The 21,490-nt window shown below is 57.3% G+C and carries 22 protein-coding genes and 3 tRNA genes; 23 read left to right on the forward strand and 2 right to left on the reverse strand.

Annotation, left to right across the window (positions count from 1 at the left end; all coding sequences use genetic code 11):
* The first annotated feature begins 13 nt into the window (after positions 1-13).
* The 19 genes from recO to htpX all read left to right on the forward strand — a co-directional run bounded on the left by recO (position 14) and on the right by htpX (position 15,384).
* The gene (gene recO, locus AC1RN6_RS09425) at positions 14-889 is read left to right on the forward strand and encodes a DNA repair protein RecO (RefSeq protein ID WP_493004866.1); all 876 of its coding nucleotides are present in this window, start codon (positions 14-16) and stop codon (positions 887-889) included.
* A 16-nt stretch (positions 890-905) separates the two neighbouring features.
* Positions 906-2,165 carry a benzoate/H(+) symporter BenE family transporter gene (locus AC1RN6_RS09430; protein WP_493004868.1) on the forward strand — a complete coding sequence of 420 codons (1,260 nt, stop codon included), beginning with the start codon at positions 906-908 and terminating at the stop codon, positions 2,163-2,165.
* Between the two features lie 4 nt (positions 2,166-2,169).
* Positions 2,170-2,937, forward strand: coding sequence for a pyridoxine 5'-phosphate synthase (gene pdxJ, locus AC1RN6_RS09435; protein WP_493004869.1), 768 nt, complete (start codon positions 2,170-2,172; stop codon positions 2,935-2,937).
* 2 nt (positions 2,938-2,939) lie between these two features.
* Positions 2,940-3,332: a holo-ACP synthase gene (acpS, locus tag AC1RN6_RS09440; RefSeq protein ID WP_050476692.1), complete on the forward strand. Its 393-nt coding sequence runs from the start codon at positions 2,940-2,942 to the stop codon at positions 3,330-3,332.
* Positions 3,329-4,387 carry a beta-N-acetylhexosaminidase gene (nagZ, locus tag AC1RN6_RS09445; protein ID WP_493004870.1) on the forward strand — a complete coding sequence of 353 codons (1,059 nt, stop codon included), beginning with the start codon at positions 3,329-3,331 and terminating at the stop codon, positions 4,385-4,387. Before acpS ends, nagZ begins: the two co-directional genes overlap by 4 nt.
* A gap of 70 nt (positions 4,388-4,457) precedes the next feature.
* Entirely contained in the window at positions 4,458-6,344 is a 1,887-nt protein-coding gene (uvrC, locus tag AC1RN6_RS09450) for an excinuclease ABC subunit UvrC (RefSeq protein WP_493004871.1), read from the forward strand.
* Between the two features lie 200 nt (positions 6,345-6,544).
* A complete protein-coding gene (gene pgsA / locus AC1RN6_RS09455) occupies positions 6,545-7,135 on the forward strand; it encodes a CDP-diacylglycerol--glycerol-3-phosphate 3-phosphatidyltransferase (protein WP_493004872.1) in 591 nt (196 codons plus the stop codon).
* A 42-nt stretch (positions 7,136-7,177) separates the two neighbouring features.
* Positions 7,178-7,253: transfer RNA gene (locus AC1RN6_RS09460), tRNA-Gly, on the forward strand.
* 147 nt (positions 7,254-7,400) lie between these two features.
* Positions 7,401-7,474 (forward strand) — tRNA-Cys (locus tag AC1RN6_RS09465).
* 10 nt (positions 7,475-7,484) lie between these two features.
* Positions 7,485-7,560: transfer RNA gene (locus tag AC1RN6_RS09470), tRNA-Gly, on the forward strand.
* 248 nt (positions 7,561-7,808) lie between these two features.
* Complete coding sequence (locus AC1RN6_RS09475) at positions 7,809-8,759, forward strand: chemotaxis protein (protein ID WP_493004874.1); 951 nt, start codon at positions 7,809-7,811, stop codon at positions 8,757-8,759.
* A gap of 291 nt (positions 8,760-9,050) precedes the next feature.
* Complete coding sequence (cobT, locus tag AC1RN6_RS09480) at positions 9,051-10,085, forward strand: nicotinate-nucleotide--dimethylbenzimidazole phosphoribosyltransferase (protein ID WP_493004876.1); 1,035 nt, start codon at positions 9,051-9,053, stop codon at positions 10,083-10,085.
* Position 10,086: 1 nt separating this feature from the next.
* Entirely contained in the window at positions 10,087-10,899 is an 813-nt protein-coding gene (locus tag AC1RN6_RS09485) for an adenosylcobinamide-GDP ribazoletransferase (RefSeq protein ID WP_493005876.1), read from the forward strand.
* A gap of 15 nt (positions 10,900-10,914) precedes the next feature.
* A complete protein-coding gene (locus tag AC1RN6_RS09490) occupies positions 10,915-11,469 on the forward strand; it encodes a histidine phosphatase family protein (RefSeq protein ID WP_493004878.1) in 555 nt (184 codons plus the stop codon).
* A gap of 292 nt (positions 11,470-11,761) precedes the next feature.
* Entirely contained in the window at positions 11,762-12,145 is a 384-nt protein-coding gene (locus AC1RN6_RS09495; RefSeq protein ID WP_493004880.1) for a response regulator transcription factor, read from the forward strand.
* A complete protein-coding gene (locus tag AC1RN6_RS09500) occupies positions 12,142-12,759 on the forward strand; it encodes a chemotaxis protein CheC (protein WP_493004882.1) in 618 nt (205 codons plus the stop codon). Before AC1RN6_RS09495 ends, AC1RN6_RS09500 begins: the two co-directional genes overlap by 4 nt.
* A gap of 11 nt (positions 12,760-12,770) precedes the next feature.
* Positions 12,771-13,727: a diguanylate cyclase domain-containing protein gene (locus tag AC1RN6_RS09505; RefSeq protein WP_493004884.1), complete on the forward strand. Its 957-nt coding sequence runs from the start codon at positions 12,771-12,773 to the stop codon at positions 13,725-13,727.
* Positions 13,728-13,824: 97 nt separating this feature from the next.
* Positions 13,825-14,352 carry a hypothetical protein gene (locus AC1RN6_RS09510; RefSeq protein ID WP_493004885.1) on the forward strand — a complete coding sequence of 176 codons (528 nt, stop codon included), beginning with the start codon at positions 13,825-13,827 and terminating at the stop codon, positions 14,350-14,352.
* A gap of 147 nt (positions 14,353-14,499) precedes the next feature.
* Positions 14,500-15,384 carry a protease HtpX gene (gene htpX / locus AC1RN6_RS09515; RefSeq protein ID WP_493004887.1) on the forward strand — a complete coding sequence of 295 codons (885 nt, stop codon included), beginning with the start codon at positions 14,500-14,502 and terminating at the stop codon, positions 15,382-15,384.
* Between the two features lie 56 nt (positions 15,385-15,440).
* Here htpX and AC1RN6_RS09520 read toward each other — a convergent pair whose 3' ends face one another.
* Complete coding sequence (locus AC1RN6_RS09520) at positions 15,441-16,400, reverse strand: sugar-binding transcriptional regulator (RefSeq protein WP_493004889.1); 960 nt, start codon at positions 16,398-16,400, stop codon at positions 15,441-15,443.
* Positions 16,401-16,459: 59 nt separating this feature from the next.
* Entirely contained in the window at positions 16,460-16,915 is a 456-nt protein-coding gene (gene rpiB / locus AC1RN6_RS09525) for a ribose 5-phosphate isomerase B (RefSeq protein ID WP_493004890.1), read from the reverse strand.
* 274 nt (positions 16,916-17,189) lie between these two features.
* Here rpiB and AC1RN6_RS09530 point away from each other — a divergent pair, with 274 nt between their 5' ends.
* From AC1RN6_RS09530 to AC1RN6_RS09545, 4 genes are read left to right on the forward strand one after another with little or no spacing between them, the layout of a single operon-like run.
* The gene (locus AC1RN6_RS09530; protein WP_493004891.1) at positions 17,190-18,668 is read left to right on the forward strand and encodes a sugar ABC transporter ATP-binding protein; all 1,479 of its coding nucleotides are present in this window, start codon (positions 17,190-17,192) and stop codon (positions 18,666-18,668) included.
* Entirely contained in the window at positions 18,668-19,651 is a 984-nt protein-coding gene (locus AC1RN6_RS09535) for an ABC transporter permease (RefSeq protein ID WP_493004892.1), read from the forward strand. Before AC1RN6_RS09530 ends, AC1RN6_RS09535 begins: the two co-directional genes overlap by 1 nt.
* 28 nt (positions 19,652-19,679) lie before the next feature.
* Positions 19,680-20,675, forward strand: coding sequence for a substrate-binding domain-containing protein (locus AC1RN6_RS09540; protein ID WP_493004894.1), 996 nt, complete (start codon positions 19,680-19,682; stop codon positions 20,673-20,675).
* Positions 20,676-20,695: 20 nt separating this feature from the next.
* Positions 20,696-21,463 (forward strand): SDR family oxidoreductase, encoded by a 768-nt coding sequence (locus AC1RN6_RS09545; protein WP_493004896.1) that lies wholly within the window; start codon positions 20,696-20,698, stop codon positions 21,461-21,463.
* Positions 21,464-21,490 lie beyond the last annotated feature (27 nt).

Consider the following 21,490-nt stretch of genomic DNA (forward strand, 5'->3'; position numbering starts at 1 on the left):
ACATATATATCTTATGGCTGAGATCATCGCCGATACTGCAGTTGGCCAGACACTCGATGCAGAAGCACTGAGCGCTGCGGCGACGCAGTCTGCGCTGGACAACGCCAAGAATGCCGCCACACCCAAGCGCAGCACCCGCACCTCGGCAACGCCGCGCCGTGCCAAGGCGCCGGAAAAAGAAACCCGCATCCAGGCCCAGCCTGGTTTTGTGCTGCACAGCTATCCCTATAAAGAAACCAGTCTGATCATCGACGTGTTTTCACGCGATCACGGCCGCGTCGCACTGGTCGCCAAAGGCGCCAAGCGTCCGCATTCCGCATTGCGCGGCGTGCTGCAGACCTTCCAGCCCTTGTCGGTCAGCTGGGCCGGCAAATCCGAAGTGCGCACCCTGACCGTCGCTGAATGGGTCGGCGGCATGCTGCCGCTGGAAAAATCGGCATTGCTGTGCGGCTTCTATCTCAACGAATTGCTAGTCAAGCTGCTGGCGCGCGACGACGCGCATCCGGCGTTGTTCGATCATTACGTGTCGACGCTGAATCAGCTCGCACATGGCGAGTCAGCGCCCATCGTGCTGCGCAAGTTCGAGCGCGCCTTGCTCAAGGAAACCGGCGTTGCCGGCGACTGGACCAGGTGCGTCACCAATGGCAAGGCGGTTGAGCCGGGCGAAATGTATGTTGTCGATCCGGAGCAGGGCGTGCGCTTTCCGCGTCTGTCCGACGCCTGGCCCAAAGTCTCCGGCAAGACCTTGCTCGACATGGAGAAGGAAGACTACGGCGACCTCAACACGCAGACGCAGAGCAAATTCCTGATGCGCTCTTTGTTGTCGCATCATCTGGGTGGCGCACAATTGAATACGCGGCAGATTCTGATCGATCTGACGCAGCTCTGAGACGCCAGGGATTCCCGTGTTGAAAGATTTTTCCTGGTCGGGCATGGCGGCAGGCTTCGTCGCCGTCCTCATCGGCTTTACCAGTTCCGCCGCGATCATCTTCCAGGCCGCCGCAGCAGCCGGCGCAACGCCCACCCAGATCAGCTCATGGATTTTTGCGCTCGGTCTCGGCATGGGCGTAACCTGCATCGGCTTGTCGCTTTATTACCGCACCCCCGTCGTCACCGCCTGGTCCACGCCCGGCGCAGCCTTGCTGATCACCGGACTGGCCGGTCTCTCGATGCCGCAGGCGATCGGCGTGTTCATGTTTTCGGCCGCGCTGGTCACCATTTGCGGCGTTACCGGCTTGTTCGCACGGGCGATGAACCGTATCCCGATTTCAATTGCTGCAGCCATGCTGGCCGGAATCCTGGCGCGCTTCGGCATGGATGTCTTTGTCGCCATGAAGCTGGAGTTCGCGCTGGTATTGCTGATGTTTGCCGTGTATCTGATCGCCAAACGCCTCTTGCCGCGCTATGCCATCATCATCGTCCTGGCGCTCGGCACCGTCTTTGCGGGTACGCAGGGCTTGTTGAAGTTTGAGACCTTCCACGCGAGCCTCGCCACGCCGGAGTTCGTCATGCCCGAATTCGCCTGGACCAGCTTGCTCGGCGTCGGCATCCCGCTGTTTGTCGTGACCATGGCTTCGCAGAACGCGCCTGGCGTGGCCATCATGCGCGCTTCCGGCTACAACACGCCGGTGTCGCCGCTGATGACGTGGACTGGCCTCACGACCCTGGTGCTGGCGCCTTTCGGCTGTTTTTCGATTTGTCTTGCGGCCATTACTGCGGCCATTTGCATGGGCAAGGAAGCGCATGAAGATGCCTCCAGACGCTACATGGCCAGCGTGGCGGCCGGCGGCTTCTACCTGGTGGCAGGGATCTTCGGTGCCACGGTGGTAGCGCTATTCTCGGCGTTCCCCAAGGCGCTGATCATGGCGATTGCCGGACTGGCATTGTTCGGCACCATCGCCAACGGCCTGACCGTCGCCATGTCCAACGAAAAGCAGCGCGAGGCGGCATTGATCACTTTTCTGGTCACGGCGTCAGGCGTGTCTCTGTTCGGTATCGGCACCGCATTCTGGGGCCTGGTTGCGGGCGGCCTTGCGATGCTGGTGTTTAACTGGAAATGGAAAACCACATCCGTTTCCGACTCCCTGACACAAGCGACGCCGGAAGCAATGCGCGATAAAATTCCAGCCTCGCATTCCCAATCACCTCACAGCGCACAGCGATAACGTCATGAGCTTCCTGAACCCTGTCGGTCCGGCCATCGAGCTGGGCATCAATATCGATCACGTCGCCACCTTGCGCAACGCGCGCGGCACGACCTATCCCGATCCTATCCAGGCTGCCTTGCAGGCCGAAGAAGCGGGTGCGGATGCAATCACTTTGCACTTGCGCGAAGATCGCCGCCATATCCGCGATGCGGACGTCGAAGCGATTCGTCCGCTGTTGCGCACACGCATGAATCTGGAGGCCGCCGTCACCAGCGAGATGATCGATTTTTCCTGCCGCATCAAGCCTCAGGATTCCTGCCTCGTGCCGGAAAAGCGGACAGAAATCACCACCGAAGGCGGCCTCGACGTCGTCACGCATTTTGCGCAAGTGCAGGCAGCCGTGAAGCAATTGCAAGCCGAAGGCATCCGTGTCAGTCTCTTCATTGATCCGGATGACGAACAAATCAAGGCTGCCGCCGAAACCGGCGCGCCCGTGATCGAACTGCATACCGGCCGCTACGCCGAAGCACACGGCCAGGCCGAGCAGGAAAAAGAGCTGGAACGCGTCAAGGCCAGTGTGCTGGAAGGCATCCGCCGCGGACTCAAAGTCAACGCCGGTCACGGTTTGCACTACACCAATGTACAAGCGATCGCGGCTATCCCAAACATCGCCGAACTCAACATCGGCCATGCCATCGTCGCGCAGGCGGTGTTCGTCGGCTGGCAAAAGGCGGTCAGCGACATGAAGGCGATCATGCTCAAGGCGCGCCTGGACGCCGCCAAAGGCTGATCATGATCTACGGCATCGGTACCGATATTCTCCAGATATCGCGTCTCAAGGCCACGCTGGAACGGCGTGGCGACCGCTTTGCGGAAAAGATTCTGGGGCCGGAGGAAATGGTCAAATACCTCAGCCGCAAAGCCAAGGTCGAGGCGCGCGGCATCAGCTTCCTGGCGACGCGCTTCGCTGCGAAGGAAGCGTTTTCCAAGGCCATCGGTCTGGGCATGCGCATGCCGATGACCTGGCGTTCGATGCAGACGCTCAATGCGCCCAGCGGCAAGCCGATCGTCGTGTGCAGCGGCAAACTGAAAACATGGATGGAAGAGCAGGGCCTGACCGCGCAAGTCTCGATCACCGATGAGGTGGAGTACGCGGTCGCATTTGTCATAGCGGAGAAAACATGAAGGCAACAGGTCTGGCGGAACAGTCGAAACCATCGAAACAAGCCTTGGGCCCCGTCATGCTTGACGTGGTCGGGACCACCTTGACGGTGGAGGATATCCGCCGCATCCAGCATCCGCTGACCGGCGGTGTCATCCTGTTTGCGCGCAACTATGAAAACCGCAAGCAGATCACGGCACTGGCGCAAGCCATCCACGCAGCGCGCCCGGGCGTGCTGATTGCCGTCGATCATGAAGGCGGCCGCGTGCAACGATTCAAGACAGACGGCTTCACGCATCTGCCCGCCATGTGCGTGCTGGGCGAGTTGTGGGATCGTGACGTGCTGGAGGCGACTCGCCTTGCGACAGCGGTCGGCTATGTGCTGGCAGCCGAATTGCGCGCCTGCGGCGTCGACTTGTCGTTCACGCCGGTGCTGGATCTCGACTTTGGCGTATCAAGCGTAATCGGCACCCGTTCTTTTCATCGTGATCCGCGTGTAGTGACCTTGCTGGCCAAGAGCCTTAATCACGGACTGGCATTGGCCGGCATGGCCAATTGCGGTAAGCATTTCCCCGGCCACGGCTACGTGCAGGCCGATTCGCACATCGACACGCCGGTCGATGACCGCGCCTATCAGGACATCATCGGCGACGACGCCATGCCGTACGACTGGCTCGGCATGAGCCTGACGGCCGTGATGCCAGCGCACGTGATTTACCCGAAGGTAGACAAACATCCTGCGGGCTTTTCCAAGAAATGGCTGAGCATTCTGCGCAAGGACATCGGCTTCCAGGGCGTGATCTTCAGCGATGACCTCAGCATGCAGGGCGCCAGCGTTGCCGGTAGTGTGCTTGATGGCGCCCAGGCGGCGTTGCAGGCTGGATGCGACATGGTGCTGATCTGCAATTCTCCGGATAAGGCCGACCAGTTGCTGGCGGGCCTGAAGACCAAGGTGTCTCCTGCATCAGCAGCGCGCATCGCCGCGCTGGTGCCGCAAAGCGACGCCCTCGATTGGGACGAGCTGCAAAAGGACGAGCGTTACCTTGCCGCCAAAAAACTGGTGTTGACGCTGGCCTGAGTGCCCTGAGTTGCGCCCTCACGCTACAACGATATTTATAGCTGTCCACGAGACGAATTACTGAGCCAGCATGTCCGACACTTTGCCAACCGATCCTGTCGACCCGATCAATCTTTCGATTGATCCACGCGATATCGTCCTTGAGACGGTAGCCAAGCTACCGCATCTGCCGGGCGTATATCGCTATTTCGATGCGGAAGACAACGTCCTGTACGTTGGCAAGGCGCGCGACCTGAAGAAGCGGGTGTCGAGCTATTTCCAGAAGAACCTGAGCAGCCCGCGCATCGCCATGATGGTCGATCGCATCGCACGCCTGGAGACGACCGTCACCCGCAGCGAAGCCGAGGCGCTGCTGCTGGAAAACAATCTCATCAAGACGCTGCGCCCGCGTTTCAACATCCTGTTTCGCGACGACAAGTCCTATCCATACCTGAAGATCACCGGCCATGCGTTTCCGCGCATGGCCTATTATCGCGGCGCGGTGGATAAGAAGAGCCAGTATTTCGGTCCATTTCCCAATGCCTGGGCAGTCAAGGAATCAATCCAGATTTTGCAGAAGGTGTTCTTGCTGCGCACCTGCGAAGACACCGTCTACGCCAACCGGACGCGGCCGTGCCTGCTGCATCAGATCCATCGCTGCAGCGGTCCCTGCGTCAATCTGGTGACGCCGGAAGACTATGCACTCGATGTCGAAAACGCCTCCAAATTCCTGCGTGGCCGCCAGACTGAAGTGCTTGATACACTTGAAAAGAAGATGCACGCCTACGCCGGCGAACTCAAGTTCGAACAGGCGGCAGCAGTGCGCAACCAGATCACTTCGCTCTCCAGCGTCCTGCATCAGCAGACCATGGAAACCGGCAGCGACGCCGACATCGACATTATTGCCGTGATTGTGCAGGGCGGTCGTGCCTGTGTGAATCTGGCGATGGTGCGCGGCGGCCGTCATCTGGGCGATCGCGCCTATTTTCCGACGCATGTCGACGGCGCCATTCCTGAGGGGGAAGAGTCGCTGGAAGCGGAAGTCATGAAGGCTTTTCTCGCACAGCATTACATCGACAAATTCATTCCCGGCAATTTGATCGTCAACACCGAGTTTGACGATCCCGCGCTGATGTTGGCGCTCATGGAACAGTGCGGTCATCGCATCACGCTCACGCTGCAGCCGCAAGGCCAGCGCCGCCAGTGGCTGGAGATGGCGCACAAGGGCGCAGAGATTGCGCTGGCGCGCCTGCTGTCCGAGCAAGGCTCGCAACAGGCGCGCACGCGTGCACTGGTCGAAGCACTGGGCAGCGAAGTGGAAGACATTGAAAGCCTGCGCGTGGAATGCTTCGACATCAGCCACACGCAAGGCGAGGCGACGCAGGCTTCATGCGTGGTATTCCACCATCACGCCATGCAGAACGGCGAATACCGCCGCTACAACATCAACGACATCACGCCGGGTGACGATTACGCCGCGATGCGTCAGGTGCTCATGCGCCGCTATGAAAAAGTCGCTAATGGCGAGGGCACCATGCCCGACATCGTCCTCATCGACGGCGGCAAAGGGCAGGTGGAAATGGCACGCCAGGTGTTCACTGAGCTGGGGCTGGACATCAGCCTGATCGTCGGTGTGGCCAAAGGAGAAGGGCGCAAGGTCGGCCTGGAAACGCTGGTCTTCGTCGATGGCCGGCCGCCGCAGGAACTGGGCAAGGAATCCGCCGCGCTGATGCTGATCGCGCAGATCCGCGATGAGGCGCACCGTTTTGCGATCACCGGCATGCGCGCCAAGCGCGCCAAGGCCAGACAGACGTCGCGGCTGGAAGAGATTGAAGGCATCGGCGCCAAACGCCGTCAAAAACTGCTGGCGCGCTTCGGTGGCTTGCGCGGCGTGGCTGACGCCAGCATCGATGAACTGGCGTCGGTGGAGGGAATTTCACACACGCTGGCGGAAGAGATCTACCGCCAATTGCATTGAATTACGGCGATTCAGCAGCCGGTGCTTGCCTGCCATTGAATTTCACCTGAGTGCCTGCATGTAGCTGGGGCGGCTTAAACTGCGCAGCGAAGGCCTGATTTCCGCATTGATTTCTCCCGGTAACAGGTTTTTAGAGGATGCTCTGATACTATCTCGGTAAATTTCACTCAGCGCAGAAGTTCACGACAATAAATAAACGTATGCCATTCAATATTCCCATTTTGCTTACCTGGTTGCGTGTCGCCCTGATTCCACTGGTAGTCGGTGTGTTTTATGTGCCGGAGATCGGGCTGTCGCGTTACGAGCAAGGCATCGCGTCGACGATCATCTTTATCGTCGCTGCCGCGACCGACTGGTTCGACGGCTTCCTGGCGCGTCGCTGGGATCAGACGTCGGCATTCGGCGCTTTCCTCGATCCGGTCGCAGACAAACTGATGGTCACCGGCGCCTTGCTGGTGCTGGTGCATCTGGACCGCGTACATCCGATTACCGCCTTCATCATCATCGGCCGTGAGATCGCCATCTCCGCACTGCGCGAATGGATGGCGCAGATTGGCGCATCGAAATCGGTGGCGGTCAGCTCGCTCGGAAAAATCAAAACCACGGCGCAAATGATCGCAATTCCGATGCTGTTGTTCTACGGCGATTTGTTCGGTTTTATCGATACGCAGGTGCTGGGAAAATGGCTGTTGCTGATCGCCGCGGTGCTGACAGTGTGGTCCATGCTTTACTACTTGCAGAAGGCATGGCCGCTGATAAAAAAAGTGCAAGAAAGTAAAAGTGGCGCTTGACTTCCTCTATGGAAGCTCTATAATAGCGTTCTGTTGTTGATTGCGGGAGTAGCTCAGTTGGTAGAGCGATACCTTGCCAAGGTATAGGTCGAGAGTTCGAGACTCTTCTCCCGCTCCAGAATTACTAAAGGAAGCGCCAAAACGCTTCCTTTTTTCATTGTGAGAGTTCTGCATCAGCCGAAAAAACTTCAGAAGATCTGCTCTGGAGCCGGTTGAAAAGAAAGCCGCAATTAGCAACGAATAGACAGTAATATTAATGTCCCCTGGCGGGGTAGCAAAGTGGTTATGCAGCGGCCTGCAAAGCCGTCTACGCCGGTTCGATCCCGACCCCCGCCTCCAAATGCTCCATGCGGGAGTAGCTCAGTTGGTAGAGCGATACCTTGCCAAGGTATAGGTCGAGAGTTCGAGACTCTTCTCCCGCTCCATATTAAAAAGGAAGCTCAGCAATGAGCTTCCTTTTTTCTTTTCCGCGTTCGTTTTTCCTGCCTTCCTTTTCTTCCTTCAGACGATTGTCCCGTCACTGATTTGCTGCACCAGCACAGGGCAATAAATATTGGATTTCTGTCGTATTTTGTTCGATTGAATTGTTTTTTATGCAATTACACTCTACATTGACGTATCGATTGATTGGGCCGTTTCAATCGCAATAGAAGACAACGACGGGGGTGTCGCAATGGATGCATTTCAAAAAGAGATCGACGAAAGAACCAATCTCACCAGTTCAAACAAATTTGAATTGCTGCTCTTCCGTCTCGGTTCAGATCCGCACGGCGTGCGCTCAGAGCTGTTCGGCATCAATGTCTTCAAGATTCGTGAAATTGTCCCGATGCCCGCCATCACCAAGGCGGCAGGTACGCAATCGCCGATGCTGGGTATGGTCAACATCCGCGGTCAGATCATTTCCGTGATCGATTTGCCGGCAGTGGTCGGCTGTACGCCCAAGTCCGGTTTGAATATTCTCCTCGTCACCGAATATGCGCGCAGCACGCAGGCCTTTGCCGTTGAATCCGTTGACGAAATCGTGCGACTCGAATGGAGCCAGGTTTTGTCTGCAGAATCGAAAGCCGGCGGCAACTTCGTCACCAGCATTGCGCGTCTCGACGATGAGATGCACGGCAGCCGTCTGGCACAGGTGCTGGATGTCGAGCAGATTCTGCACGAGATCATGCCGACCGAGCGCGACATGGACATCGTCGGTATGGAACACATCAAGCTCAAGCCGGGCGCCGTCATCATCGCAGCAGACGACTCCAAGGTCGCGCGTTCGCTGGTGGAAAGCGGTTTGACTGCCATGGGCTTGCCTTTCCTGATGCATAAAACCGGCAAGGAAGCCTGGGAGAAACTCCTCGAGATCAGCAAGGAAACCAAAGCGCAAGGCATACCGATTACCGATCGCGTCGCGATGGTGCTGACCGATCTGGAAATGCCGGAGATGGACGGCTTCACGCTCACGCGCAATATCAAGCGCGACGAGGGGCTGAAGGCGATTCCGGTTGTGATCCACTCGTCCTTGTCCGGTTCTGCCAATGAAGATCACGTCAAGAATATCGGTGCCGATGGCTATGTCGCCAAATTCGTTATCGAAGATTTGACCAAGGCCATTGCTCACGCATTGGGAAAATAGTTTCTTTCTGTTCTTTTTGTCAGCGCCTCGTCAGACGATATTGCCGGTTAAAACGTAAAATGCCGCGATTCATTCAAACGGATGAATCGCGGCATTTTTGCCATTGAGCGTATTGTGACTACAATGAATGACGGTCTTTCCGGATATGAAGGCGCGAGAATGTAAAGAACGCCTACTCAGCACTGCACATTCGGTCGCAACGCGCGACTATCTCTTATACTGACGTCCTTTCGTCAATTCTGTTTCCAACGGTCAGAATTCATTTCACGGCTAACGGCGTGTGATACAGCTATGCTCATTCCACAATTATCTTCTACACAAGACGCCACGCTGTCATCGGCTTTGCAAGGCCTGATCGACAACAAGACCAAGCCGCAAGGCAGTCTCGGCGTGCTGGAGTTCATCGCACATCGCATCGGCCTGATCCAGCAGACATCCAGCCCGCACATCGACCGCGCTGCAATCGTCGTCTTCGCTGCCGATCATGGCATCGTCGCCGAAAACATTTCAGCCTATCCGCAAAGCGTGACCTGGCAAATGGTGGAAAATTTTCTGCAGCAGGGCGCTGCCATCAACGTGTTTGCACGCCAGAACGATTGCGCATTGCACATCGTCGATGCCGGCGTAAATCACGACTTCGGCACGCGCGCCGAACTGATCGACAGAAAGATCGCCTCGGGCACCCGCAACTTTGCAAAAGAACCGGCGATGACGGCTGAGCAATGCCAGCAGGCGATTCAGTGCGGCATGGATCTGATCGCCGCAATGCCGGTCGACGTCATCGGATTTGGCGAAATGGGCATCGGCAATACGACCACTGCTGCGGCGCTCATGCACAAGATCACCGGCATTGCCGCTGCTGAATGCGTTGGCGCCGGCACCGGTCTGGCGGCTGAAGGTATCCGCCGCAAGCAGCAAGTCATCGAACAGGCTGTCGCGTATCACGCCGGCGTCGATGCGCCGATGGATGTATTGCGGACCTTCGGCGGTTTTGAAATCGCCATGATCGTCGGGGCCATGCTGAAAGCGGCAGAGCAGCGTACTGTGCTGCTGATCGACGGATTCATCGTCACCTCCGCGTTGCTGGTGGCGGCGAAGTTGCAGCCGGCCATTCTCGACTATTGTGTGTTCTCGCATTGTTCGGACGAGCATGGTCATCGCCGCATGTTGGACTATCTGGATGGCCGCCCGCTGATGCAACTCGATTTGCGTCTGGGTGAGGGGACTGGCAGTGCATTGGCTTTGCCGCTATTGCACGCCGCAGTGAATTTCTTAGCACAGATGGCGACGTTTTCGTCGGCGCAGGTCAGTGAAAAAAGTGTCTGACATGTCGGCCGTGCCTAACGCCGGCTCAGGCTTGCGCCATCAACTGCGGCTGTTTTTTACGGCGCTGCAGTTTTTCACGCGCCTGCCGGTGCCGCGCTGGGTCGGATTTGATACAGCGTGGCTGCAGCACGCCACGCGCTATTTTCCGGCAGTAGGCATTCTGGTCGGATTGGTGTGTGCGATCGTGTATTGGCTGACGTCGCTGTTGTTGCCGCAAGTCGTGGCCGTACTGTTGTCGACGGTAGCGGGAATTTATCTGACCGGCGCTTTTCATGAAGATGGTTTTGCCGATGTCTGCGATGGCTTCGGTGGCGGCATGCAAGCGTTACGCGTTCTCGAAATCATGCGCGATTCGCGTGTCGGTGCGTATGGCGTGATCGGTGTTGTGCTGCTGCTGGGCCTCAAAATCGCCGCGCTGGCCTGCCTGCCTGCGGTGCAGGTAGCGCCGGCTCTGTTATTGGCGCATCCGGTGTCGCGCTGTCTGGCTGCCGGCCTGATCTGGCGCATGGATTACGTGCGTGAAGAAGGCAAGGCCAAACCGCTGGCGCAGCAAATGAGTACGTTTGAATTCACCGTTGCTACGCTGACGGCATCTCTGCCGGTCGTGCTGTGCGTGGCGATGGGATGGTTTGCATGGCAGAGATTGATGCTGGCGTTGCTATTGGGTCTGGCCGCCACGGTTTTCCTCGCGCATAAATTTCGGCGCCGCATCGGCGGCTACACCGGCGATTGCCTCGGCGCCGTACAACAACTTAGCGAAATCGCGATTTACCTGGGCCTGCTGGCTGAGGTATCGGCGGTATCGTCCTTATAGACAGAAAGGTCCACCATGTTGCTGCATTTAATTCGTCATCCTCAGCCGGTTATCGGCAAGGGCCTCTGTTATGGCAGCAGTGATCTGGCCGTGACCGAAGAAGATTGCCGCAAGGTGCTTGATCAGGTCCAGCCGGTTCTGCCGCCGCATGCGCCGCTGTATTCCAGCCCGCTCCAGCGTTGCGTTTTCCTTGCCGAGCCGCTGGCTGCCGCGCTTAATGCAGGACCCGTGCGCTACGACCCGCGCCTGATGGAAATGCACTTCGGCACCTGGGAGCAGTGCGCATGGGACGATTTGCCGCGCGCGGAGATCGATCAATGGGCGGCGGATGTGGTTGGCTATCGTCCGGGCGGCGGCGAGAATGTGCTGCACGTGGCGCAGCGCATCGACGCGTTTTGCACCGACCTGCTGTCGCGCGGACATGGCCAGGCCATCATCGTCTGCCATGCCGGCACGATCCGCATGCTGCAAGCGCGCGCACTGAATCTGTCGGTCCCCAAGATGGCCGAACATGCCGCCATCAACGCCCATGCGATTGCCTTTGGAGAAGTCCTGACTTTGCAGCTCTGAGGTCGAATGTGGGCGGTGTTGTTCTGTGCCCACATCAAAATCGGCATAGTTGTTGAAAAGGAAGCCTTTGTGCTTCCTTTTTTTATCGTCGCATTGAGGACAAAGTGCGGCGTTGCGCGGCACGCAGGGCGGTTGCTTGCCGATCGCAGCAAGTCATTGTTTTAGCGCAAGATTTCTGCAAAAAAATGCCAGTTGCTTTTGCCTCTTTTTCTGCAACACTAGAAAAGCAAGGTGGCTAAAATAGTAGAATGTAGAAAAAAAGACAATATTGGTAAAAATATAATAGTGACCTATGTCAGCAAGCACTTCTCCTAAAAAAATCCTGATCGTCGATGACAGCAAAGTGTCGCGGATGGTGATCAAGGCGCATATCCTCGCCGTTCACGCTGACTGGGTGATCCAGGAAGCTGCCAGCGGCAACGACGCTATCGCCATGGTTGATCAGGAGCAGCCCGATTACTGCACTATGGACATCAACATGCCGGGCATGCTTGGCACCGATGCCGCCGAGATCATTCTGAGCAAATACCCTGGTGTGCGCATCGTCATCTTCTCCGCCAACATCCAGGAAGCGGCGCAATCGCGCGCGCAGCAGCTTGGCGCATTGTTTGTCGCCAAACCGGTCACGGAAAAATCCATTGCCCAGGCCATCGGTTATTTCGCGGGGGCAGTGTGAAGGTGCTTTCAGAGATTGAGCTTGATGCGCTCACCGAAGTATTTAATGTCGGCGCCGGGCGCGCCGCATTGAGTCTGAGTGAAATCGTCGGCGAAGAGGTTTTGCTCTCGGTACCGTCCGTTGAAATCCTCAAAGCTGCCGAGGTCAATAGCCGCGTACTCACGCTCAAGGACAACAAGTTCGCCACGGTCAGCCAGATGTTCACCGGCCCCTTCGATGCCGAAGCAGTACTCTTGTTCACCGAGAACTATGCGCTGGAGATCGTGCGCGACATGATGGGTTCGCAGATGAGCATCGAGGACCTGGCGGAGTTCGAGCAGGAAGCCATGTGCGAGCTTGGCAACATCATCCTCAATGCCTGTTTGTCGGCGATGGCCGACATGCTCAAGATCAGCCTCAGCAGTTCGCTGCCCACCTACAACATGTCATCGCCGGATGAAATCTCCGCGCGCCTGGCCGAGCAAGGCCGCGACGACAGCTACATCCTGGTATTGCACATCGATCTGGTGCTGGAAAAGCATCACACCGAAGGCCATCTGATTTTCCTGCTCAGCTCGACCTCGCTGAGCAAGCTGATTTCGCATATTCAGCAGTATCTGAATAATATTCTCTGAACGGTATGTCCATGAGTAGTCCAGCTCCACTTGGTTTTTCGGCCGACGAGGTTGTCAACAACGTCAACCTGGGACTCGTCGTGGTCGATCATGATCTGAACATCCTGTTGTGGAATGACTGGATGAGCCGGCACGCCCGTGTCGACCGTGAGCAGGCGCTGGCGCAAAACATCATCGCGCTGTTCAGCGAGCAACTGACGCCAGGTTTTTTGCGCGCCCTGAACAACGCGATTGGGTACGGCCTGCCAGCGATCCTGTCCAGCGCATTTCATCGTTCGCCCTTGCCGCTGTTCGTCGAGCATGACAAAAGCGAGGCACCCGTGCGCATGCATCAGTCCATCATCATGACGCCGCTGCAATCTGCAGACGGGCAGCCGACCTGCCTGATCCAGATCAGCGACTCCAGCACGTCGGTCAAGCGCGAAAAAATGCTTATGTCGCATTCCGACGCGCTCAAGCGGGAAGCCATTACCGACGGCCTGACCGGCATTTACAATCGCCGCTTTTTTGACGAAAGCTATGCGCTTGCCTTGCGCGACGCCAAGCGCAATCACAGCAGCTTATCGCTGTTCATGATCGACATCGATTACTTCAAACAGTACAACGACCACTATGGCCACGGTGAAGGCGATCGGGCGCTGAAACAGGTTGCCAACGTCTTGCGCTCGCAAATGCGCCGTCCCAACGATGTCTGTGCGCGTTACGGCGGTGAAGAGTTCATCATGCTGATTCCCGGATTTACCGAAGTCCAGGCGGAGAAATTTGCCGAGCGCCTGCGCATCAGCGTCAGCGATCTAGGCATTCCGCATGAGAGATCTCAATCCGGCGCGCATATGACCATCAGCGTCGGCGTCTGCACCATGACGCCGGATATCGGCAGCGACGGCGCCGCTTTGCTCGACAGCGCCGACGATGCGCTGTATCAGGCGAAAAAGCAGGGACGCAATCAGGTCATCAGTGGCGGTTGAGGACAGTTCTGCCTGTTTTTGAACGAAACAGGAACAATCCCCGCAAAAGCTGAACGGACGCGGCCCGGGCATTGTCATAAACAAGTTATCAACAGGGTTGACCACATTTTCTGTGGGTAACTTCAGCTCTCGCCAACCTGTCGATATGGCCGCATTCGTCCGCTTGCCGATCTTGCGTATAATGCGCTCCTTGATGTTTTTTGCTCTTTTCACCGCCTCGCTCATGCGCCGATTCTGCTTTTTGTTGCTGGCATTCCTCTTTCCCTTGCAATTGTTTGCAGGGACGCTTGAGCCTGTGACAAAGCAACTGAGCGAAACACCGGTGGTCGTGCTGTCTGCTGGCGCGCACTCGCAAGACAGTACGCAGCAATCTGCATGGCAGTTGGTTCACGATGCCGCCGGCACCATTGCAGGTGAGGCGAGTGATCTTGCCGATGCAGCAGGCACAGGCGATCAGCCCGATACCAAGAAGCTGACAGCGCAAGGGGATCTGGAAGATCAGACCTTGCCGGTTCCTTTTGCCACCTTGCCGCTGGACTGGCATCCATTTCCCCATTTTTATCCCCTCGTAAACGACGGTACTTCCGCGTTCATCGATCTGCAGCGTCCCCCACCGCTAGCCTGACCGCGTGCTTGCCGGCCCGCTGCTGATCGTTTGAGGTCAGCGCGCGACGCGGGTTATTGCATGCATCTCTATTGTCTTCACTGTCATCGCTCGTACAGTAGCCGCGTCGCTGCTGCAACTTCTCGTATTTTTTATTTAGGAAGCACCATGAAACGCGTCATTCTTTTTCTCGTCACCAATCTGGCCGTGATGCTCGTCCTGAGCGTGACTGCCAGTATTCTCGGCATCAATCGCTACATGACTGCCAACGGTCTCAACTTCGGGATGCTGCTGATGTTCTGCGCCCTGATGGGTTTCGGCGGCTCGTTTATTTCCCTGCTGATGTCCAAAACCATCGCCAAGTGGTCTACCGGCGCGCGCGTCATCGAACACCCGCAAAACTCCACTGAAATGTGGCTCGTCGATACCGTCAATCGCCTGGCCACGCGTGCTGGGCTGACTATGCCCGAAGTCGCCGTCTATGACGGTCCGCCGAACGCCTTTGCCACCGGCGCCAGCAAGAGCAGCTCGCTGGTGGCAGTGTCGACCGGCCTGTTGCAAGGCATGACCAAAGAAGAAGTGGAAGCCGTGCTGGCGCATGAGGTCGCACACATCGCCAACGGCGATATGGTCACGCTGACACTGATCCAGGGAGTGGTGAACACCTTCGTCATGTTTGTCGCGCGCATCGTCGGCTACTTTGTCGATTCGGCCTTGCGCCGCAATAACGAGCAATCCTCTGGTCCAGGCATCGGCTATATGGTCACCGTGGTGGTGTGCGAAATCGTCTTTGGCATCCTCGCCAGCGTGATCGTCATGTACTTCTCGCGCCAGCGTGAATACCGTGCCGATGCCGGTGCGGCATCGCTGATGGGTTCCTCGACACCGATGATCGGCGCACTGCGCCGTCTGGGCGGGATGCAGTCCGATGGCTTGCCGCAGAACCTGCAGGCATCCGGCATTGCCGGCCGCGAATCGTGGATGGGTTTGTTCTCCAGCCATCCGTCGATTGAGTCGCGCATTGCGTCTTTGCAAGGCAAGGCACGCAACTGAGCGCTACGGCGCAGCGTGAAAACGCCCGGTCTGTCCGGGCGATTTTTTTGAGACGGTTATTTGTCCCGCGGACGTGTCGCTTCATCCAACGTCAGGATGGAGAGTGCGATGGTTTCCGTCGTCGCCAACGTGTTGATTGCGCCGGTGCGCAATGCGCCGAGCACAGCGGTGGCTTTGGAGCTTTCGCTGGCAACTGCAATGACGTCGGGAATACGTTTCAAGTCGGCCAGAGTCAAGCCGATCACGCGTGCTTGCAATGAAGTCTCGGCGGGTTCTCCATTGACGTTCACGAAATCGTAACCCATCATGTCGCCGACTGCACCCTGGCGTTTGACCTCAAGAATTTCTTGCGGCGAAAACCAGCCCATGCGCACCATATTGCTGTCTTCATTGATGTCGCCGATGCCGATTAGCGCAATATGCGCGCGGCGCGCCTTATCCAGGGTTTGCTTGACGGCGTCATTGGCCAGCAGGTCGTTGCGCACCTGCGGATCGTTGACGAGCGCCGGCGCGTAAAGTGTTTCGCTTTCGCCTCCGAAGCGCATCGCTAGTCGGCGGCAGATATGGTCGGAGTTCATCGTCTCCCCACCGCGATAGGAGCCGCCGATTGCACAGACAAAGGTCGAGTTATGCTGCATCGACGATACCGCATGCTCGGACACCGCGCTGATATTGCGCCCCATGCCGACTGCCACGATCATGTCGTTGGCGAGAATGCGGTCGAGATGGCTGGCGACCAGACCAGCCAGCAACTCGCGCTGCTTTTCCTGGTCTTTGTGGTTGATTGAGATGATGGCGCGTTCGATGCCGAAGCGCGTCATTAATTCATGCTCGAGCTGGCTGGTGTCGCTGGGGTGATGACGCACGCGAATTTCGACGATGCCCGCTTCCTGGGCGCGCTTGAGCATGCGGCCGATGGTTGCGCGCGAGATGGAAAATCGCTTGGACAATTCTTCTTGCGTCAGCCCGTCCACGTAGTACAGCGTAGCGAGCCGCGTCAGCTCATCGGTCAGCATGTGCAGGTCCTTTTCATTTCCTCTCCCTGTAGTCCGGATCTTGGTGTCCGGATTATCGTTCACTTTTGTTTTTGCAAGCTGCTTTCGTATTCGTGGATGCGCTCCAGCTTCGAAGTCGAACGTCCTCCTGAAAATTCGGATCCTATCCAGCTGTCCACAATCGACTTGGCCAGTTCTGGGCCTACCACGCGTGCGCCCAGCGTGATGATTTGTGCGTTGTTGCTCTTGCTGGCGCGTTCGGCCGAATAAGTGTCGTGGCATTGGGCGGCGCGCATGCCCGGTACCTTATTCGCAGAGATCGCCATGCCAATACCGGTACCGCAGAGCAGGATGGCGCGCGCAAAGTGGTCTTGCATAACGGCTTCGGCAACCGCAAAAGCGATGTCTGGGTAGATCACGGGCTGAGTGTCGAAGGTGCCGAAGTCGGTCACATCGAGGCCTTTTCCGATCAGATGTTGCTTGATGATTTCCTTCAATTCGAACGCTGCTTCGTCAGAGCCAATGGCGATTTTCACAAACTTTCCTTTCTGGCCGCGTCGATGAATGGGTGAGAAAATGATCGCGACAAATCAAATTTTCAATTTTGATGTCGTTCAAGTCAATGGGTATTAATAGTTAATTTCTCCTTATTTTACTTATATTGTTTTTATTTGTAATCATCTTCGTTTTTTTTCTAATTTTCTCAGAGTTTTTCAAACTCAATTGACAGTCAAAAATCCAGCTTGCTACCATGAATTCAGATGAGAAAAAGATCTTGATGGATCAAATGATAATGGCTGGAGACAAATTGTGGAAACACTGCATCTTGAGGCTCGCGGAGTAGAGAAGTCCTTTCAAGGGATCTCCGCATTGATGGATGGTCGACTGGCATTGCGGCCAGGGAGCGTGCATGCCTTATGCGGTGGCAATGGTGCTGGCAAGTCCACTTTCCTCAATATCGTGATGGGTATGGTGCGGCGCGACCGCGGCGACATTTTCCTGCAAGGCCGTCCGGTGGATTTCGCCACGCCAGCCGAAGCCTTGCAAAATCGTATCGCCATGATTACCCAGGAGCTGTCTCCGATTCCAGGCATGACGGTGGCGGAAAATATCTATCTTGGACGCGAGCCACGCAAGGTCAGGATTTGCGTTGATTTCAAGAGCATGTTGCGACAGGCGCAAACTTTGCTGGAGCAACTCCAATTCCCGGTTGATCCGCGCGCGCCGATGTCTTCGCTGAGCCTGGCGCAAGTGCAACTGGTCGAGATCGCCAAAGCATTCAGCCGCGACTGCGACGTCATGATCATGGACGAGCCGACTTCGGCAATCGGCGAACGTGAGACCGAAGTACTGTTCAATGCGATCCGCAGCCTGACCGCCCAGGGTACCGGGATTATTTATGTTTCGCACCGCTTGTCGGAGATATTCCAGATCGCCGACGACTACACGGTGTTTCGTGACGGCCGCTTTGTGGAAAGCGGCCGCATCGCAGACATCGACCGCACAGCGTTGGTGGCGGCCATCGTCGGTCGCAAGTTGCAGGCAGCGCAGCGTCGGCGCCGCGCCATCGGGGATACCGTCTTGGAAACCGAGGGGTTGAGTCGCGGCGGCGAATTCAGCGAAATTTCATTGCGCGTGCATGCCGGGGAGGTGTTAGGCATCTACGGTCTGATGGGCGCGGGTCGTAGCGAATATCTCAATTGCGTTTATGGCCTTACGCGGCCAGACCAGGGCAAGGTCCGCTTGCAGGGCGCGCCGCTGGCGATCGGTAATCCGGGCAAGAGCATTGCCGCCGGCATTTCGCTCGTGACCGAGGACAGGAAGGAAACCGGCCTGGTGCTCACCGCATCGATACGCGACAACATCGCCATGTCGGCATACAAGCGCATGTCACGCCTGGCCCTGGTCGATCGAGTGCGCGTGAATCGACTGGTCGGCGAGATGGTGACGCGCATACGTATGAAAATCAGTTCGGTGGGTCTGCCAGTGTCTTCCATGAGCGGCGGCAACCAGCAAAAAGTCGTGCTGGCGCGCTGCCTGTCGACCGAGCCCATTTGCCTGATGTGTGACGAACCGACACGCGGCATAGACGAAGGTGCCAAACGCGAAGTCTATCAACTCATCAATGAGTTCACCGAAAACGGCGGCGCAGTGCTTCTGGTCTCTTCGGAGGCTCAGGAAGTACTGGACGTCAGCGACAGGATCGCTGTTTTCAAGGCGGGCAGCGTGGTCGCCATGATCGACGGACATACCTCAACCCAAGAAGAACTTTTGCATCTGGCATCGTGATGAATACTAAGACCTCTCCTCTCGCCCTGCATTCCGCGGCACCTGCTTTTAACCTGCAGCAGTTCTACGCGCGCTACGGCATTTTGGCGGCGCTGGTTGCATTGTGCATTTTCCTGTCGTTCAGCAATCAATACTTTATGACCTGGGGGAACTGGGCCGATATTTTGCGCCAGACTTCGATTAACGGCATTCTTGCCATCGGCATGACCTTTGTGGTGCTGACCGCAGGCATCGATCTGTCGGTAGGGGCGGTACTGGCCTTTGCGGGCATGGTCAGCGCCTGGATGGTGGCTGGTGACGGCAGCCACAGCCTTGCGGTTAGCTTGTTGGCGGGGCTGGGCGTCGGTGCATCATTGGGCGCGGTCAATGGACTGCTGGTCGCGCGCCTTTCGGTGCCTCCTTTCGTCGCCAGCTTGGGAATGCTTAGCGCCGCGCGCGGTTTTACCTATATCTACAACGACGGCATGCCGGTCTCGGATTTGCCGGATAACTTTCTCGCCATTGGCTCTGGCCACGTGTGGCAGGTTCCTGTACCCATTCTGATTTTCGCAGCGGTGATTGCAGTCAGTTGGTTCGTCCTGCGTTACACCGTCTATGGGCGCTACATCTACGCAGTCGGCGGCAACCCCAAGAGCGCCAAGACCAGTGGCATCAGCACGCGCAAGGTCTTGTTCGCGGTGTATGTCGTCAGCGGCGTGCTGGCTGCGCTCGCTGGCATCTTGCTGGCAGCGCGCACTACGGCGGCGTTGCCGCAGGCGGGCGTGTCTTATGAGCTGGACGCCATTGCCGCAGTGGTGATCGGTGGCACCAGCCTGTCGGGCGGAACCGGTTCGCTGGGAGGCACGGTGGTGGGCGCCTTGCTTATCGGCGTGATTAACAACGGCCTCAATCTTCTCGGGGTTTCTTCCTATTACCAGCAAGTCATCAAGGGCGTGATTATCGTTGTCGCCGTGTTGCTGGATGCCTCTCGTAAAAAGCAGTAATCCACAAAAACCGTCTTTGGAGACCACTATGATTTCGTTCAAAAAAATTGCCGTCCTGTGTGGACTGAGCCTGGCGCTGTCGGTTCATGCGCAAGACAAACCTTTGCGCATCGGCGCCGCAGTCTATGGCCTGAAGGGCGAGTTTATGCAAATGTGGAGCAACCAGCTCAAGGCACACCCCTCGGTCAAGGATGGTTCGGTGCAGATCACCATTTTCGACGGGAACTACGATGCCCTTACGCAGAGTAACCAATTCGACACCATGATCACGCAAAAATACGACGCCATCATCTTCGTGCCGATTGACCTCAAGGCTGGCGCAGCTCCGGTACAAAAAGCGATCAAGGCAGGCATTCCGGTGATTGGCTCCAATACGAGGGTGCTGGGCGACGTATTGACATCGTATGTCGGCAATGACGATGTCGTTGCAGGTCGCATGGAAGCCGAGGCCCTGATGAAAGCCATTGGCGGCAAGGGCAACATCGTCGTGATCGAAGGACCTATCGGCCAATCGGCGCAGATTGAACGCGCCAAGGGCAATGATGAAGTGCTGGCCAAATACAAAGACGTCAAGGTACTGGCTCGTAAGACCGGCAATTGGTCGCGGGCGGAATCCATGAGCCTGATGGAAAACTGGCTGACGGCCTATCCGGGAAAGATCAACGGCGTTATCGCCCAGAACGACGACGAAGCGTTGGGCGCGGTGCAGGCGATCAAATCCAAGGGAATCGACATCAAGACTATTCCCGTAGTTGGCGTCGATGGCATTGCCGCCGCGATCCAGGCCGTCAAGCGCGGCGAGATGACCACCAATTTCCAGGATGCGCAGGCGCAGGCGCAAGGCGCGCTGGACGTGGCCCTGCGTGCACTGAAGGGCGCGTCCTACCAGCCGCGCTCGCCGATCTGGCGCGAATATGCCGAGAGCATGCCATGGGGCGACGGCACGGCAAAATCATATAGCGTGCCATGGACGGCAATCGTGCCGGCGAACGCCGATGCATTTCTGAAAAAATTGAAAAAGTGATCCCTGTGGAGATGGTTGCAATGAATACATCGGGCAAGCCTTGCTTCGATTTCTCCGGGCGCGTTGCTATGGTGACCGGAGCGGCCAGCGGCATCGGACTGGCGGTGAGCGAATTGCTGGCATCTTGCGGCGCGCAGGTGGTGTTGCTGGATCGTCAGGCAGAAGTGCTGCAGGTCGCTGCAAGCCTTGAGGGCGAGGCTGAGCGCCACTTGGGTTGCGTACTGGATGTGACTGATGCGGCCGGCATTGCCAAGGTCGTAGAGCAAGTGGTGGCGCGCTACGGTCGAATTGACATCTTGGTCAACAACGCCGGCGTCGCCCTGCTGGATGCTGCGGACAATTTATCCGAAGCTGCCTGGGATGTCACCATGGCGATCAATCTCAAGGGACCTTTCCTGCTGGCGCAGGCAGTGGCGCCGACCATGCGGCAACAGGCTTACGGCCGTATCGTCAATCTCGCTTCCCAGGCCAGCGTGATCGGCCTTGAGCGTCATGCGGCCTATTGCGCCAGCAAGGCCGGGCTGGTTGGCCTGAGCAAGGTGTTGGCGCTGGAGTGGGCGAAAGATGGCGTAACCATCAATGCGGTGTCGCCGACGGTGGTTGAAACAGCGCTCGGAAAGCAAGCCTGGTCCGGTGCCGTGGGGCAGGCGATGCGACAGAAAATACCGGTGGGACGTTTTGCGCAGCCGGAAGAAATCGCCGGTCTGATCGCTTATCTCGCCAGCGACCAGGCGAGCATGATCACTGGCGAAAATATCGTCATCGACGGCGGTTATTCGGTGCAGTAGATATCGCTATAACAGTTACCAGCGCCG

The sequence above is a fragment of the Herbaspirillum sp. GW822-FHT03A08 genome, from assembly GCF_058801885.1.